The following is a 15,900-nucleotide window of genomic DNA, read 5'->3' as shown; positions in this document are numbered from 1 at the left end:
TTTGTAGATTAGGTTGTGTTTAACAAAGGTAAACCTAAAATGTTTGCTTAATTTTACCGAATTATTAATAAATCGATAATTAGTGGGAAGTAAAAACAAACTTAAACGCTTTAGAGAAAACGAAACCTTTCATAATGTGTATCAACCAACACGTGAAGAATTGGTGGATGCAACGTATAAATTAAAAGGAAAATGGAAATCTGACGTTTTTAAAAACCACAATCCATTGGTATTAGAATTGGGGTGTGGTAAAGGAGAATACACGGTTGGTTTAGCAAAACGTAATGCAGATAAGAATTATGTTGGCATTGATATTAAAGGAGCACGCTTTTGGAGAGGTGCAAAAACGGCAATTGAAGAAGGTATTCCTAATGCTGCATTTATACGAACTCAAATAGAACTTATTGATCGTGTGTTTGCTGAAAATGAGGTCGATGAAATTTGGATTACATTTCCAGATCCGCAAATAAAATACCAGCGTACAAAACACCGAATGACTAATTTGCAGTTTTTAGAGCGCTATAAAAAAGTATTAAAACCAGGTGGATTAATGCATCTAAAAACCGATAGCGAATTTATGCACGGTTACACGCTTGGCTTACTACATGGTCTAGGATTGGAAGTACTATACGCTAATCATAATGTTTATAAATTAGAAGGCAGTCCTGAGGAAGTTACTGAAATTCAAACTTTTTACGAAAGTCAGTATTTAGAGAAAGACAAAGCAATTACGTATATTAGATTCAAAATCAACTAAAGTTTGAGTATAACTGTCATTTTTTTTCTTGGACTTTTTGTCGCTATGATTGGTGTTATTCCACCAGGATTGTTAAATATGACAGCAGCAAGAATTAGCTTAAAGGAGGGTGCAGGTCGTGGCATCATGTTTTCTACAGGTGTTTGCATTGTTGTTTATATTCAAACGTATGTAGCCGCAATTTTTGCGAGGTATTTGTCTAACCACGCTGATATTGTAGAAATCTTAAGACGTGTTGCTTTTGTGATATTTGTATTGATTACCATATATTTTTTAGTATTAGCTTCTAGAGAGGAAGAAGTAAAAGAAGAGGCGGAAATAAAAAGTAAACACGGCAGATTATTGCATGGGATGTTGCTATCCGCGCTCAATATTTTCCCGATTCCATATCAGGCTTATATGACCATTACTTTGGTGTCTTTTGGTTGGATGGATTTTCAAAAATTAAGTATTGTTACCTACGTAACTGGTGCAGCCACCGGTACATTTGTAATGCTATATTTTTATATTTTCTTTTTTGATAAGATAAAAGATAGCAAATTTTCGTCTCAAAAAAGCATGAATCTCAGTATTGGTATTATCACCGGACTTGTTTCTTTAATTACATTTATTAATATCTTAAAGGAATTCTAAATGCAACCTGAAACGCTTAGTTTTTTCGAAAAAGTATATGAGGTCGCCAAGAAAATTCCTTATGGAAAAGTCACCAGTTATGGCGCCATAGCCAAATATTTAGGAGCTGGTAAAAGCGCTAGAATTGTGGGTTACGCCATGAATGGGTCTCATGGAAAAGATGTGCCAGCACACCGCGTTGTAAATAGAAAAGGGCTATTAACAGGTAAGCATCATTTTGAAGGTACTAATTTAATGCAACAGCTTTTAGAAAGTGAAGGCATTGAGGTGGTTGAAAATCAAATTCAGAATTTAGATGCTGTCTATTGGGATCCTGCAGAGGAATTGTAATACTGTTTTAATAGTCAGTTAAAATCTACGAATAATAACAAATTTTCACTCTTATTTAAAAATCAAATTCAGTCATTAATCAATTCAATTTAAGGAGTTCAAATTCTAAACTATTCTAAGTATCTTTGCATTTAGAATTAATCTTAATAAGAAAAATTTAGAATCTATACTTTAGTCTCGTTTTTCTTCAGTCTTAATCATATATGAAACTTAATAAACAAGATATCCTAAAGGCTCTAAAAACCATAACAGCACCTGGAGAAGGTGAAAACATGGTAGATAGTGGTGCCGTTACTAATGTCGTTACTTTTGCTGATGAGGTGATTGTAGATATTACGATTAAAAACCCAAGTCTACAAGCACGTAAAAAAACAGAGGTTGAAATTTTGCAAACCATTCACAGAAAGGTTTACGAAAAAGCGAAGATAAAAGTCAATGTAAAAGTTGAAGCTAAAGCGGCTCAACCAAAAAATGAAATAAAAGGAAAAGCGATTCCGGGAATTCAAAATATTATAGCTGTTGCTTCAGGTAAAGGTGGTGTTGGTAAATCTACAGTAACCGCAAATTTGGCGGTGACATTAGCTAAAATGGGTTTTAAAGTTGGTGTTTTAGATGCTGATATTTACGGACCGTCTATTCCTATTATGTTTGATGTGGCTAATGAACGTCCATTATCTGTAAACGTTGATGGAAAGTCTAAAATGAAACCTGTAGAGAACTACGGAGTTAAAGTATTATCTATCGGCTTTTTTACAAAACCAGACCAAGCTGTCATATGGAGAGGACCAATGGCATCTAAAGCTTTAAATCAAATGATATTTGATGCCGCTTGGGGGGAGTTAGATTTTATGTTAATTGATTTGCCTCCAGGAACTGGAGACATTCACCTAAGTATTATGCAAGCGTTGCCTATTACAGGGGCTGTTGTAGTGAGTACACCACAAAATGTAGCCTTAGCTGATGCTAAAAAAGGTGTGGCCATGTTTCAACAAGATAGTATTAATGTGCCTGTTTTGGGGATTATAGAAAACATGGCGTATTTTACACCTACAGAACTTCCGGAAAATAAATATTATATATTTGGAAAAGAAGGCGCCAAGCATTTAGCAGAAGATTTAGATGTGCCATTTTTAGGTGAAGTTCCATTAATTCAAAGTATAAGAGAAGCGGGAGATTTAGGACGACCAGCAGCATTGCAAACAGCAACTCCTATTGAAGATGCTTTTGAAGCGATTACGCGCGATGTTGTTCAACAAGTGGTATTCAGAAATGAAGCTTTGCCAGCAACTGAAGCGATAAAAATTACGACCATGGCAGGTTGCTCTGCCGTTAAAAAAAATTAAATGAGCACAGAAGAACTTAGATTAAACGTAGAAAAAGCATTGAATGAAATCCGTCCGTTTCTACAAAGTGATGGTGGTGATATAAATTTACTATCTATCGACGATGATAAGCTTGTTAAAGTACAGCTTGTTGGTGCATGCACATCTTGTAGTGTTAATCAGATGACCTTAAAATCTGGAGTGGAGATGACTATTAAAAAATACGCACCACAAATTGAGCAGGTTATTAATGTTGAAAAATAGTGTGACATTTATCACATTCTGAATAAAATCACATTAGTAGTTTTGTATTCGAAATAAAATCTTAATTAAAATAACCTGCAAGGTTTATAAAACCTTGTAGGTTTTAATAAAAATAGAAGCAGTATTCGTGAGATTTCTGCTTCCGCAGGAAGTAAATGATTACAACAGATATACTTATAATTGGAGCCGGACCAACCGGACTTTTTACTGTTTTTGAAGCTGGACTTTTAAAATTAAAATGCCATTTAATTGATGCCTTGCCACAACAAGGTGGACAGTGTACAGAGCTCTATCCTAAAAAACCAATTTATGATATTCCGGCATATCCAGAAATTTTAGCGGGTGATTTAACGGATAAATTAATGGAACAATGTAAGCAGTTTGAACCTGGATTTACATTGGGCGAGCGTGCAGAAACTATAGAAAAACAAGATGATGGTAGCTTTATAGTAACAACCAATAAAGGCACAAAACATCAAGCTCCTGTAGTGGCTATTGCAGGTGGTTTAGGAAGTTTTGAACCTCGTAAACCTTTACTTGATAATATCACTGAGTTTGAAGATAAAGGTGTTGAATATATGATTAAGGAACCTGAAATGTATCGCGGTAAAAAAGTGGTCATTGCAGGTGGTGGAGATTCGGCTTTAGATTGGAGCATCTTTTTAAGTGATATAGCAGAAAGCGTGACTTTAATTCATAGAAGAAATGAGTTTAGAGGACATTTAGATTCTGTTGAAAAAGTACAGGAACTCAAAAACCTTGGAAAAATAAATTTAATTACGCCAGCAGAAATTACAGCGATAAACGGTAATGGGAAAGTGGAAAGTGTTGAAGTCACTAAAAAAGATGAAGAACCAATTCTTGTAGAAACAGACCATTTTATTCCATTATTTGGCTTATCTCCTAAATTAGGACCTATTGCCAATTGGGGACTAGAGATTGAAAAGAATGCCATTAAGGTGGATAACGCATTAGATTATCAAACTAATATTCCAGGAATTTTCGCTATTGGAGATGTGAATACGTATCCAGGGAAATTAAAATTAATTCTTTGTGGTTTCCATGAAGCCACATTAATGTGTCAATCGGCTTATCAAATTATTAATCCAGGAAAACGCTATGTTTTAAAATATACTACCGTTGCTGGAGTTAATGGGTTTGACGGTACACGAAAAGAAGCGCCAAAAGCTGTTGTGAAAGCTATAGATTAAAAAAAGCCCCCTTTAATTCCCCAAAGGGGAAAATTGAAAACGCACATATTTCGATTAGGGATCTAAAATCTTGTAGGTTTTATATAAATTAGCAAAATTACTAGACCTTAAAGGTTTTTACGCTGAACACGTTTCAATATAGAACAGTGAGGTCTCCATAAGTAATTAATTTCTCCTTCGAGAAACTTAGTATAACAAATAAAAGATTCCTGCTTTCGCAGGAAGTATTATGGAACAGGACATAAATATAACAATTATCGATAGAGACGGAGTTAAACATCAAATTGAAGCTCCAACAGATATGGCTATGAACCTCATGGAAATTGTGCGTTCTTTTGAGTTAGCTCCAGAAGGCACCATCGGCATCTGTGGAGGTATGGCTATGTGTGCTTCTTGCCAATGTTATGTATTAAGCGATACTGAATTACCGGAAATGCAAGACGATGAAGAAGCGATGTTATCTGAAGCGTTTTATGTAAAGGATAATTCGCGTTTAGGTTGCCAAATTCAAATGACACCAGACATGGAAGGTTTGGAGGTTGAGTTGGCACCAGAGTCCTAAATTCCTTTGAGAGCAGGGATCTCATGATTATATCAACACGTAGTCTCTTTTATAATGATTAATAATAGAAGTAGAAGAATAAAAGGTGTCGCTGATATAAAAGAAGTATACCAACTATAATACCTTTTATGTTTTAAATCTCCATTATTTTTTTGATAAATGCCGTCAGAGAGTTCTATTTTAGAGCTACCAATAATTTGTCGTTTTCTATATATCTGAAAGCCTTCTTTTTTTGTGATATTTTTAGATAATATCATTACAGCTTTGCAGATGAGTAATGTTATAAATGGCGAAAATGTATAAACTATACATTGGTAACCACAGAGATAATTCCAATCGGTCAAAAGTATTACTATTCCAATTAGACCAATAATAAAAGAAATTTTAAGGTATTTCTTATATCTCTTTTTAGTTTTCAAATCTTCAGTCAAAACTATTATGGGGACGTTCAAAACGCCACAAATAATAATTATCATCCAGAAGTACATTTCTAAAAGTTCCATAAAAATTACTTCGTTTTATAATCAGCTAGCTTTGTTGGGCCTTCCAATAAGAAACGATCAATCTTCAAATTACCATCTTCAGACGTTATAATTTGCCATTTTATTAATGAAATCTCACCATTTTCAATTTCAAGGCCAGTAATACTTCTTGGATGCACACAGCTGCCATCATTAAAATAAGCAATGTCTCCAGGTTCAGGGAAACGTGGTCGGTGTGTATGGCCAACGATGGTGATTAAATTGTTGTTTTCAATAATCCAACGTTTGGTTCTCTTTTCTATTTTAATGAGTTCCGTGTAATTTTTAGCCGGACTTGTAGGATCTGCAATACCCATAACATTCAATGGTTTCCACAACACACGTACCATAAAACGGCTCCATTTCCAAAATAGAAAATTCCACCAATCGGCTTGATGACCATGGGTTAAAAATAACTCTTGATTGGTGTCTGAATGTTCTAAAATAATGCCTTCATGGTATTTAATATCACAGAATAAATCTTCATCATTACCTGTTTTTGGATCGAAAAAAGTATTCAAATGTTTTTCTACATATTTTGGGTCACGATACACCATGTCATGATTACCCCAAATCATATGCAAACGGTTTTCATCATGAAATTGCTTCATCAACATATACACGTTTTTGTGCGCACTGAATATAGACTCAAAAGATAAATTCTCCCAAAGCTCATCACCATCTCCAAGTTCACAATAGCTAAAACCTTCTAAAAAATAATGTCTTAGGGCATGAAAATAAATATTTCGGTTATTGGCAAAATCATCTGCAAAACTATTATCTCCTCTGTGACAATCGCTAAATAAAATAATCTTTGAAGTATCGTCAAACTTAAGACGTTTGGCAGTATTGTATGCGCGATCTAATCTCGTTTTAGAGGACATGAAAAATATTTCAACTAAAATAGTAAATCTTATTCAATTTTTTCGATAGCAATGGGAAGTAAACGATCTACAAATAATGAGTAAGCCAATGATGACGGATGTAAACCGTCTGAAGCGACTAGATTAGGATTATTTAAGCCTTCCCGTGTAATATCCGTAATATTTACAAATGTTATATTTTGCTGATTACAATAATTTTCAGCAAACGTATTGTATTGATTTATTTGTTCTGAAATGGTTCCTGAATTACTACTATTTTGACCAAATGGTGTAAATGCATAATCTGGAATAGAAACCACAATCACATCTTTATCATTTTTAGCCAATTGAATCGCTTCTGAAACTAAAACAGGAAACTCAGTTTCATAAATTGAAAAGGGTTTATTTTGATATTGATTATTCACACCAATTAAAAGTGTTACCAAATCATGATTGTTTTCAGGGTTTTCAATTGTTATTGCATTAGTTAGATTTGTTGTCGTCCAACCTGTCTGCGCAATAATATCAAGGTTAAAAGTATCGTCTTCTGAAAATTCAGTTATTAACTCGGATTTTAATTGCTCTGGAAAACGACAGGTGTTGCAAACGCTTTGTCCAATGGTGTAACTGTCTCCGAGAGCAAGAATGTTAAAGGTTTGTGGATCTGTTAGTTCTTCATCTTCATCCTCGTCATCGATAATGTCTTCTATGATGTCTTCCTCTTCTTCTATGGAATTAATAGTCTCGCTGGTGCAGCACGTGAGAATCATAAATAATCCGTAAAAAAATGTTTCAGCTAATCTTTTCATAATCTATATACGGTTTTAGAGTTATATAGGTTTTTATAATATAAAAAATGCTTCCCAATTAAGTGAAGCATTTTCATAATTAAAGTTTATTTAGTTAAGCGTTAATCATAAATATTCAATAGGCTATTTTAGTTTTTATATAAAGGATCAACACCTATTGTCCCCACTAAACGGTCAATATAATCTGGTGATTTTACAGTGTCGTACAGTTTTTGAGTCGTTTCTAATCGTGAATTTAACTCCATATCATCGACTAAGATATCATTGTTAGCGTCATTAATGAATGATTTTAAATACTCAATTTGAGAGCCGTAATAGGCAATATCCTTTTGTTGTTTTAATACTAATCGTTCCTTGTACCAATCTGAATTCACAACATAACTTCTGTCAAAATAATGTCTTAATTCTGGATCGCTAATAGCTTTACCTTCATAATGACCGTAGGCCATAATGTTTAATAGAATTTTTAACGGTGGAATTGCAGCTTCAATACTACCATCTTCAAAGTAGTTTAAAGCCACTTTTTGTTGGGCTTCAACAATATTGTTAATCCCATCGACAAAATCTTCTAAGTTTTGTAATTCAGGCTTCAACATGCGCTCATTAAATACCGCTGTTGGTTCATCAAATAAGCGATTTAAACATAGTAAAGAGAACCTTTTGGTTATTCTGTACCCTAATCGACTTGCTAAGACCTTTTCACCATTATGCTCAAAATCTTCAAGTTTTTCTAAAGATTTATTCGCTATTAAATTTTGAGGGTCTCTGTCTTCAGGTGCCATTCTGGCCCAAATCTCAGGAATTAACAAACTCACATCATGATCTATCTTGTTTTCGGAGCCAACATAACCGGCAGCTGTGCTAAACCCGTTAGATTCAGTCAAGATGTGTGATAACAACGCGTTATTTAAATCCGTAGTTGGTGTCAGCATATTAAAGGGAGCTTTGGTTAAGGCTCCTTCCGATCCTGCACCTGTTGTTGATGGTGATTTACCTGTAAGACTACAAATAAAATCCATAAATAACTCTGGAGTTTCCTGATAGTGGATAGGATTATAAACCGCTAAAGGTCTAATACCAGCTTCACGGTCTGCAGGATTATTTCTTCGACCTGGTAAAACAGCATTTACGACATGAATTACGGGGTCTTCAGGCTTAATTCTTCTACACAGACGAACTCCTATGTCTGAAATATATGTAGCTTCTGTCTCATTATAGAACTTATTAGGTTCCAAATAACGTGGGTTTTTAGTTGGTTCTCCGTCTACAATTCTTGGGTGAGATGGTAAAACAAATTGGATATCCTCATCATCAGAATCTATAATTTCTTTTATAAAATCTTTTACAGGCTGCGTGTATTTATCATAATTTATGGTGTCCTCATAAATGGCAACAGCATCTTCTTTGGTTAACATTTCGTAATTCGTTAAGAATCTGCCGTCTGATATAATATCTAATTCTGCAAGTTTATCATAACCTCTAACAATAGCCTCATCGGGTCTTTGAAATAAATGTGCTTCACAGTTGGTTAACACTTTGACACTTTTGTTAGGATATTCTGGATTTAGATTTTTAAAGCGTTCCTTTGGAAGGGTGATGGATGCTGTAATATCGTCTTCTGTCTGAATTTTTTCACAAGCAGAAAAATCTGAGCGTAATTTATTCAACATCCAATTGCCATTCTGATTAAAGCCGATTCTTACGTAACTACCAACTACGGGAGTATGGTTGTAGTTTAAAGCCGTTCCTTTAACACCATTGATAAATTCAACAGACATCATGTCTTTCCAATTAAGGTTAGCACCATGAGCTTGTCTGAATAAACGTTTTACAAATAAAACAAGGGAGCGAATATGAACTGGAATATTTTTCAGAAATGCATTGAACTCATCTGAATTTTCTTCATTCGGAGTTAGAAGTTTTACCACGGAACCGAGTGTTCGTTTTTCACTTAAAAACGATCGAGATTTAGGGCGGTTAGGATCCTTAATTTTCCATCGTGTTGAATAATCGTACTCAATGATTTCGTCCGCTTTCTTAAAATCTTCATCAATATTATGAATGTTGAAGGCGTTATACGTGATTGCATTTTGCATAGATTTAGAAATCTCTGATTTCCCACCTCCTGAAACCGTACATGGCTTATGGCAAAATACACCTTCGGGATAAGTTTCTATCATTCGCCATAAATCTATAGACTTATGTTTTTCTAGTTTTAGCTTATTTCCAGAGGGATGAATATAAGTTTTAAAAGGGGATAGGGTGAGTTTTTGTTCCTTGCCTTTATAATGCCAAGTAATACTATTGGTTGCGGTATTAAAATAAGAGGATTCAGGAACATAAACGATATTTGGGTATGCTTTATCCACGGCATAATTTTCTGGCATAACCTCAATACGATCGGCTATTAAGGTTTTAATATCTTCAAAAGTATGATCTAGTCCATAATATTTAGAGTAGTCATTACAATCAACAGTTTCACCCATAACACGTCTGGCATAAGCTATTGCTCCACCTGCGTGTTCTTCTTCTGCTAAGCCAAAAAGGTTTGCTGAATAACTGATTTGCGTTTTTATTTCTTTTTTGGAATAGCCATAGTAGTTGTCGGCAATTAACGTAATTACGACACCACGCTCATCTCTACACGTAATTTTAAAGGCTCCACCATCATTATAAAGTTCATGTTCGTTGGTCCAACACATGCCGTCTCTTTTCTGACGGTCGGTTGCATCGTTGTAATGAGGCAGTCCTACGTCTTTCTTTTTTAAGGTTAATAGTTGAGGAGCAAGAACAATACAACCTGTGTGGCCAGTCCAATGTTCTGGGTCTAATGCCGCATCATTATGTGCTAAATTAGGATCGCCAGCATTGCCAAAAATAGACTCTACAAAATCTAAATTGCTCACTAAGTTACCTGGTGCAAAAAACCGAACTTCTAAAGATTTTTGAGAGAGAATTCCTTTCACTTCAGGAGACACCACAGGTCGCAATAACATGGACACCATGGTTTTTGCTTTGTCTTCTTGGTTAGATGTGAATGGGAGTATTTTTAAATCATCAGATGGATTAAAGGCGGCATGTAAAAAATGCGCTAAAACGACTTTAGGAACCTCTTGCTTGTCTAATGGCACAGGTAATGGTCCTTCTACAATATGAAACGTCCCTTTAGTAGTTCGTTTATCGTGTAAAGGATTGTTTAAAATACCTTGCTTAAGACGCTTAGTGGTGACCAAATCACTTTCAAATGAAATGCCATCTGGTGGTAAACTTACTTCTCTGGCTTGACCTTTTCGAGATAGAATTAAGGTGTTATTCGGAATAATATAAGATTTATCAATGCTTATATCTTTTAAATAATCATCTATAAAATTTTGAATTCTAGCGTCTACAGGACAATGATGACTTGCTAAAAGTCGCGATTTCTCACGTAAACTTCTAATAAGCCCATTGGATAGCGCTTCAAATTTAGGATCGCAAAATTTTTCCTTGCTATCTTTTGCATCTTTAAAAGTGGGCTGCCCAATAGCTGCTAACTGTAAATTGATAAATTGAATTAGTTCATTTCTTTCTTCGTCCATAACACTTTAAACTTTAGGATATTAAATATATCAAAATTTAAAGCAAATTTAGGATTCAAAAACTTTTAAAAATATGCTAAATATCAGTTAGTATGCAAAAATTAAACCTTATGTTGGAACGCTAAATTTATTTAAAAGCGTTTAATCCTGTAATATCTAATCCAGTAATGAGTAAGTGAATATCATGAGTACCCTCATAAGTAATAACGCTTTCAAGGTTCATAGAATGACGCATAATGCTGTAATCACCAGAGATTCCCATACCACCAAGCATTTGTCTTGCCTCACGAGCAATGGTAATAGCCATTTCTACATTATTACGTTTTGCCATAGAGATTTGTGCAGAGGTTGCTGTACCAGCTTCTCGCATGACACCAAGTCGCCAGGCTAACAATTGTGCTTTTGTGATTTCAGTAATCATTTCAGCAAGTTTCTTTTGTTGAAGTTGAAATTGACCAATTGGCTTTCCAAATTGCATACGTTCTTTACTGTAACGTAAAGCCGTATCATAGCAATCCATAGCAGCTCCTATGGCTCCCCAAGCAATTCCAAAACGGGCAGAATCTAAACAACCTAATGGTGCTCCTAATCCAGATTTATTAGGTAATAAGTTTTCTTTTGGCACTTTTACATTATCAAAAATAAGTTCGCCAGTAGCTGAAGCTCTAAGGGACCATTTGTTATGTGTTTCTGGTGTAGAGAAACCTTCCATACCACGTTCTACAATAAGTCCGTGAATTCTACCTTCTTCATTCTTAGCCCAAACCACTGCAATATTACAGAATGGTGAATTACTAATCCACATTTTGGCGCCATTTAAAAGATAATGATCTCCCATATCTTTAAAGTTGGTAACCATACCACCTGGATTAGAACCGTGATCTGGTTCGGTTAATCCAAAAGAACCGATCCATTCACCTGAAGCTAATTTTGGTAAATATTTGTTACGTTGTGCCTCGTTACCATATTTCCAAATTGGATACATCACTAAAGATGATTGTACTGAAGCTGTACTGCGAACACCAGAATCTCCACGTTCAATTTCTTGCATAATTAAACCGTAAGAGATTTGATCTAATCCTGCTCCACCATATTCTTCAGGAATATAAGGCCCAAAAGCTCCGATTTCGGCTAAACCACCAATGATAGATTTTGGAAATTCTGCTTTTTGTGCTGCTTCTTCAATAATGGGAGAGACATCGCGTTTTACCCACGCTCTAGCGGCATCACGAACTAATTTGTGCTCTTCCGTTAATAATTCATCAAGGTTATAATAATCTGGTGCTTCGAATAAATCTGGTTTCATTCTAATGTTGATATTAATAGCTTCTGATTTTGAGAATTTATCAAAATTGAAGTGGTTATTTTATAAGTTTAACAAAAGTAACGAAAACGTTATCATTGCCCAACAATAGAATTACATTTTCAGGTAAAAATCTTTGGTCAAATTAATATAATCTTCTGTGTACTGATGACGTGAAGTTTCAATAATTAATTCAGATGGTTGAGTTTTGGTTTCTTCGAAAGAAAATTCTATTAAACTTCTCTTAATTTCTGAATCAGGGTTTCCTTTTACATGAAGTATGCGATTAGGGAACAGACCAACTTTTGAAGCTAAATTAATTAAATGGGGTTCTTCTTTATATGGAATCACGACTGAGAATATTCCAGAATCGGATAATAACTTGACTACGGCATAAATTAAATGTTCAAAAGGCATGGCGTCATTGAAACGTGCTAAATCTCGAGATTTGTTGTCTGTTTTATAGTCTTCAGAATAGAATGGAGGATTACATATGATAAGGTCATATTCATCTTCTATTTCTTCAGCAAATTCTAATAAAGAAGCATGATAACAAAACAAACGATCTGCCCAAGGTGAATTTTCAAAATTTTCAGAACATTGTTCGTAAGCATCAGCATCAATCTCTAAAGCTTCTATAGTTTCTGCAGGGCTTCGCTGCGCTAGCATTAAGGCTAAAACTCCAGTTCCTGCGCCAATATCCAAAACTGAAAATGGCTTATGATGCACAGAAGTCCAAGCACCAAGTAAGACTCCATCGGTACCAATTTTCATGGCACAACGGTTTTGGTTGACTGAGAATTGTTTGAATTTGAAGGGTTTCATTATCGTTTTGTCATTCCTGAGAAAGCAGGAATCTATTTTTGGAAAAGATTTATATTAATAGTTTCTAATTATATAAGGATGACAATTTATTCTTCTAGATATAAGTCTATAAGTCCTTCCGGAGTATCAACTTCTATCGTTTTATGTTCTCGATCGACTTTAATAATAAATTCATCATTCATCGGAATTAAGATTTCAATACCTTCTCGGTCAATTTCAAATAAAGCTTGTGCAGTTGAGTCATTAATACCTTTTAAAACACCAACGGCTCCAAAATTTTTATCTGTAATCGTAAAACCTATAACTTCATGAAAATAAAATTTATTGCCATCAAGTTTCGGCAATAAATCTAGTGGTAAATACAATTCAGTTTTCATTAATGCATCAGCATCAGCTTCGGTATCGACATCCTCAAATTTTAAACGCAATAAATCCGATTTATGTAACTGTGAAGATTCAATAAAGAACGGTACCAAGTTACCCCTAAGATCAATGAATATGGCATCTAAGTTATCATATAAATCAGGTTCGTCAGTATCTAACTTGGCAAGGAGTTCTCCTTTAAAGCTGTACTTTTTTACAATTTTACCTAAGTAAAAACATTCTTCTTTTTTCAAAATAATCTTGTATTTAGTATTTCCGTGGTTCTATAAACTAAAAAACCCAGACTATTTAAGTCTGGGTTCAAAAGTATAAAAATAAATTTTTTACTCTTCTTCGTTAGAAGCTGCTGTTTCTTCAGTTGCAACATCTTCTGCTACTTCTTCTTCAACAACTGGTGCAGCTGCAGCGATACGTGCTTCATTTACTGCTTTTTCAGCTTCAAGTGCTTTAGCTTTTGCATCAGCATCAGCTTTAGATAAACCGTCAGATTTAGCTTGTACTTTAGACGCCTTTTCTTCTAACCAAGCTTTGAATTTTTCTTCAGCTTGCTCTTCAGTTAAAGCACCTTTTCTAACACCACCAGCTAAATGATTTTTCAACATAGCACCTTTATAAGATAAAATTGCTTTTGCTGTGTCAGTAGGTTGCGCACCATTTTGTAACCAAGTTACGGCACCATCAACATCTAACTCAATAGTTGCAGGGTTTGTGTTTGGATTGTAAGCACCTAATTTCTCTAGGTATTTACCATCTCTTTTAGCGCGAGAATCCGCTGCTACGATCCAGTAATAAGGTTTTCCTTTTTTACCGTGTCTTTGTAATCTAATTTTTACAGGCATAATAATTAATTAGTGAGGTTCTCGACCTCTGTTATTAATGAGGGCGCAAAGATACTATATTTTTTTGATTTATGATTATTTAAATCATTTTAACTTGCAACAAGTTCACTTTAGCTAAAAGAAAAATGAGAGTTACGCTCATTATTAAAAATTATTATACTTTTGACATTCATGTTTCGTTATATTTGGAGCATAGATAAAAGACATTATTAAATGATGAAAAAACTAATCCTCTTATCTCTTGTTTTTTTAGCCGTATTCAGCTGTGGTGATGAAGTTCAATTTAACTCACCTGCTTTTCAGGGAGATCGTGAAAATGAACTTTGGAGAGCTAAAGGCTTTTCTGCAAGTATTGAGACTAATGGGTTCTTAACCATTACGGGAACTAACGCTGCTGAATCAGTAATACTTACTGTACCATCTGTAATAGAATCAACTTTTATTGTGGGAGATATAGATGTTATTGAAGCACAATACATTAATAGTTTCGGAGACACGTTTTCTACAACGAATAAACCTGATGAAAGTGTTTCGATTTATCCTGAGTTAGGGGAAATTATTATTGAAGAAATAGATGTCGTGAACAGAACCTTTACAGGAACATATCGATTTTTGGCGTTTGATGCTTCTGGATTAAATTCTGTAGGATTTACCAATGGTATTTTTTATAAAGTGCCTTTGGTGTCAGGGGAGTTTCCAACAAATCCAATAACATGTGCTGATGTACAGGCTGCTGCGGATGTTGCCCAATTGGCTTATGAAGCGACTTTTGCTTCGGATTTAGAATTTGTAGATAGTGAGGCTTATTTAGCGGCTTGTAATGCGTATTCAAATGCCTTAACCGAGCAACGTACGTATTGTGGAGATACTGATGGATCATTGCAAGCGATTATAGATGGTTTAGGTGATTGTGAGATTTCTTGTGAAATTGCTGAAGCTAATGTGGTAGAGGCAAATTCGCAATATGTCACTGCAACTATTGGTAACTATAATGAAAAATGCGCACAATATTTATTTTACTTACAAGAGCAAATCGAATTTTGTGGAGATGACGATGGAAGTATCCAAGTAACAATAGATAATTTAGATTGTAGCGATGCGGATGGAGATGGAGTGCCTGATGCTTATGAAGATTTTAATGGAAATGGAGATCTTGATGATGATGATACAGATAGTGATGGCATTGCGAATTATTTAGATAACGATGATGATGGTGATGGTGTTTTAACACAATACGAAGCGCAAGATGCAGACGGTAATCCTGTGGATTCAGATGGTGATGGTGACGTTGATTATTTAGATGATGATGATGATGGAGATACATTGTTAACCATAAACGAAAATGCAGATCCAAACGGAGATGGTAATCCAGATGATGCTGTAGATACGGATGGTGACGGAGTACCAGATTATTTACAAGGATAAAATTTTTATATCAAATTATTAGAGCGTTACTCGTTTTTGAGTAGCGCTTTTTTTATGTTTAAAACTCTTTATAAATTCATTTCAAAAAAGCTTAAATTCTCCGTAATTTTATAAGCTAAATTTTCAGGGCATTCCACTTATTTTTTTATCGTGATAAACGCCATCGAGGTAGTTTGAAAGAGCAGTTTTCATAGGCGCTTAAACGTTGCTCATAGTGATATTCAGAAAATTTTAGATTAACAAATTTTCCTTTCTTTGGGAAATTAAAAAGGAC

General features: G+C 34.7%; 16 protein-coding genes. 8 read left to right on the top strand and 8 right to left on the bottom strand.

Annotated elements, in window-relative coordinates:
- Nucleotides 1-82 precede the first annotated feature (82 nt).
- The 7 genes from trmB to KO515_RS06275 all read left to right on the top strand — a co-directional run bounded on the left by trmB (nt 83) and on the right by KO515_RS06275 (nt 5,079).
- Nucleotides 83-757, top strand: a complete 675-nt coding sequence (trmB, locus tag KO515_RS06305; protein ID WP_215935515.1) for a tRNA (guanosine(46)-N7)-methyltransferase TrmB — start codon at nt 83-85, stop codon at nt 755-757.
- A 3-nt stretch (nt 758-760) separates the two neighbouring features.
- The gene (locus tag KO515_RS06300; RefSeq protein WP_215935514.1) at nt 761-1,390 is read left to right on the top strand and encodes a LysE family transporter; all 630 of its coding nucleotides are present in this window, start codon (nt 761-763) and stop codon (nt 1,388-1,390) included.
- Entirely contained in the window at nt 1,391-1,720 is a 330-nt protein-coding gene (locus tag KO515_RS06295) for an MGMT family protein (RefSeq protein ID WP_215935513.1), read from the top strand.
- Nucleotides 1,721-1,923: 203 nt separating this feature from the next.
- Nucleotides 1,924-3,063 carry an Mrp/NBP35 family ATP-binding protein gene (locus KO515_RS06290; RefSeq protein WP_215935512.1) on the top strand — a complete coding sequence of 380 codons (1,140 nt, stop codon included), beginning with the start codon at nt 1,924-1,926 and terminating at the stop codon, nt 3,061-3,063.
- The gene (locus tag KO515_RS06285; protein WP_215935511.1) at nt 3,064-3,306 is read left to right on the top strand and encodes a NifU family protein; all 243 of its coding nucleotides are present in this window, start codon (nt 3,064-3,066) and stop codon (nt 3,304-3,306) included.
- Between the two features lie 155 nt (nt 3,307-3,461).
- Nucleotides 3,462-4,517 (top strand): NAD(P)/FAD-dependent oxidoreductase, encoded by a 1,056-nt coding sequence (locus tag KO515_RS06280; protein ID WP_215935510.1) that lies wholly within the window; start codon nt 3,462-3,464, stop codon nt 4,515-4,517.
- Nucleotides 4,518-4,746: 229 nt separating this feature from the next.
- Nucleotides 4,747-5,079, top strand: coding sequence for a 2Fe-2S iron-sulfur cluster-binding protein (locus KO515_RS06275; RefSeq protein WP_215935509.1), 333 nt, complete (start codon nt 4,747-4,749; stop codon nt 5,077-5,079).
- A 32-nt stretch (nt 5,080-5,111) separates the two neighbouring features.
- Here the strand turns inward: KO515_RS06275 and KO515_RS06270 are convergent, their stop codons facing one another.
- The 8 genes from KO515_RS06270 to KO515_RS06235 form a co-directional block, all read right to left on the bottom strand.
- Entirely contained in the window at nt 5,112-5,582 is a 471-nt protein-coding gene (locus KO515_RS06270; RefSeq protein ID WP_215935508.1) for a hypothetical protein, read from the bottom strand.
- A gap of 5 nt (nt 5,583-5,587) precedes the next feature.
- Nucleotides 5,588-6,484 (bottom strand): metallophosphoesterase family protein, encoded by an 897-nt coding sequence (locus tag KO515_RS06265; RefSeq protein WP_215935507.1) that lies wholly within the window; start codon nt 6,482-6,484, stop codon nt 5,588-5,590.
- Nucleotides 6,485-6,513: 29 nt separating this feature from the next.
- A complete protein-coding gene (locus tag KO515_RS06260) occupies nt 6,514-7,272 on the bottom strand; it encodes an SGNH/GDSL hydrolase family protein (RefSeq protein WP_252723789.1) in 759 nt (252 codons plus the stop codon).
- Nucleotides 7,273-7,400: 128 nt separating this feature from the next.
- A complete protein-coding gene (locus tag KO515_RS06255) occupies nt 7,401-10,850 on the bottom strand; it encodes a hypothetical protein (protein WP_215935506.1) in 3,450 nt (1,149 codons plus the stop codon).
- Between the two features lie 127 nt (nt 10,851-10,977).
- Entirely contained in the window at nt 10,978-12,156 is a 1,179-nt protein-coding gene (locus KO515_RS06250) for an acyl-CoA dehydrogenase family protein (protein ID WP_215935505.1), read from the bottom strand.
- A gap of 111 nt (nt 12,157-12,267) precedes the next feature.
- Nucleotides 12,268-12,978 carry a tRNA1(Val) (adenine(37)-N6)-methyltransferase gene (locus KO515_RS06245; protein WP_215935504.1) on the bottom strand — a complete coding sequence of 237 codons (711 nt, stop codon included), beginning with the start codon at nt 12,976-12,978 and terminating at the stop codon, nt 12,268-12,270.
- Between the two features lie 86 nt (nt 12,979-13,064).
- A complete protein-coding gene (rimM, locus tag KO515_RS06240; RefSeq protein WP_215935503.1) occupies nt 13,065-13,595 on the bottom strand; it encodes a ribosome maturation factor RimM in 531 nt (176 codons plus the stop codon).
- 90 nt (nt 13,596-13,685) lie between these two features.
- A complete protein-coding gene (locus KO515_RS06235) occupies nt 13,686-14,201 on the bottom strand; it encodes a 30S ribosomal protein S16 (RefSeq protein ID WP_215935502.1) in 516 nt (171 codons plus the stop codon).
- Nucleotides 14,202-14,414: 213 nt separating this feature from the next.
- On the opposite strand from KO515_RS06235, the gene KO515_RS06230 reads away from it, so the two are divergent.
- A complete protein-coding gene (locus tag KO515_RS06230; RefSeq protein WP_215935501.1) occupies nt 14,415-15,626 on the top strand; it encodes a DUF6252 family protein in 1,212 nt (403 codons plus the stop codon).
- Nucleotides 15,627-15,900 lie beyond the last annotated feature (274 nt).

This window comes from Winogradskyella psychrotolerans, assembly GCF_018860545.1.
Lineage (GTDB): Bacteria > Bacteroidota > Bacteroidia > Flavobacteriales > Flavobacteriaceae > Winogradskyella > Winogradskyella psychrotolerans_A.
Note: the sequence above shows the minus strand (reverse complement) of the source record. Positions and strands in the feature narration are given on the sequence as shown.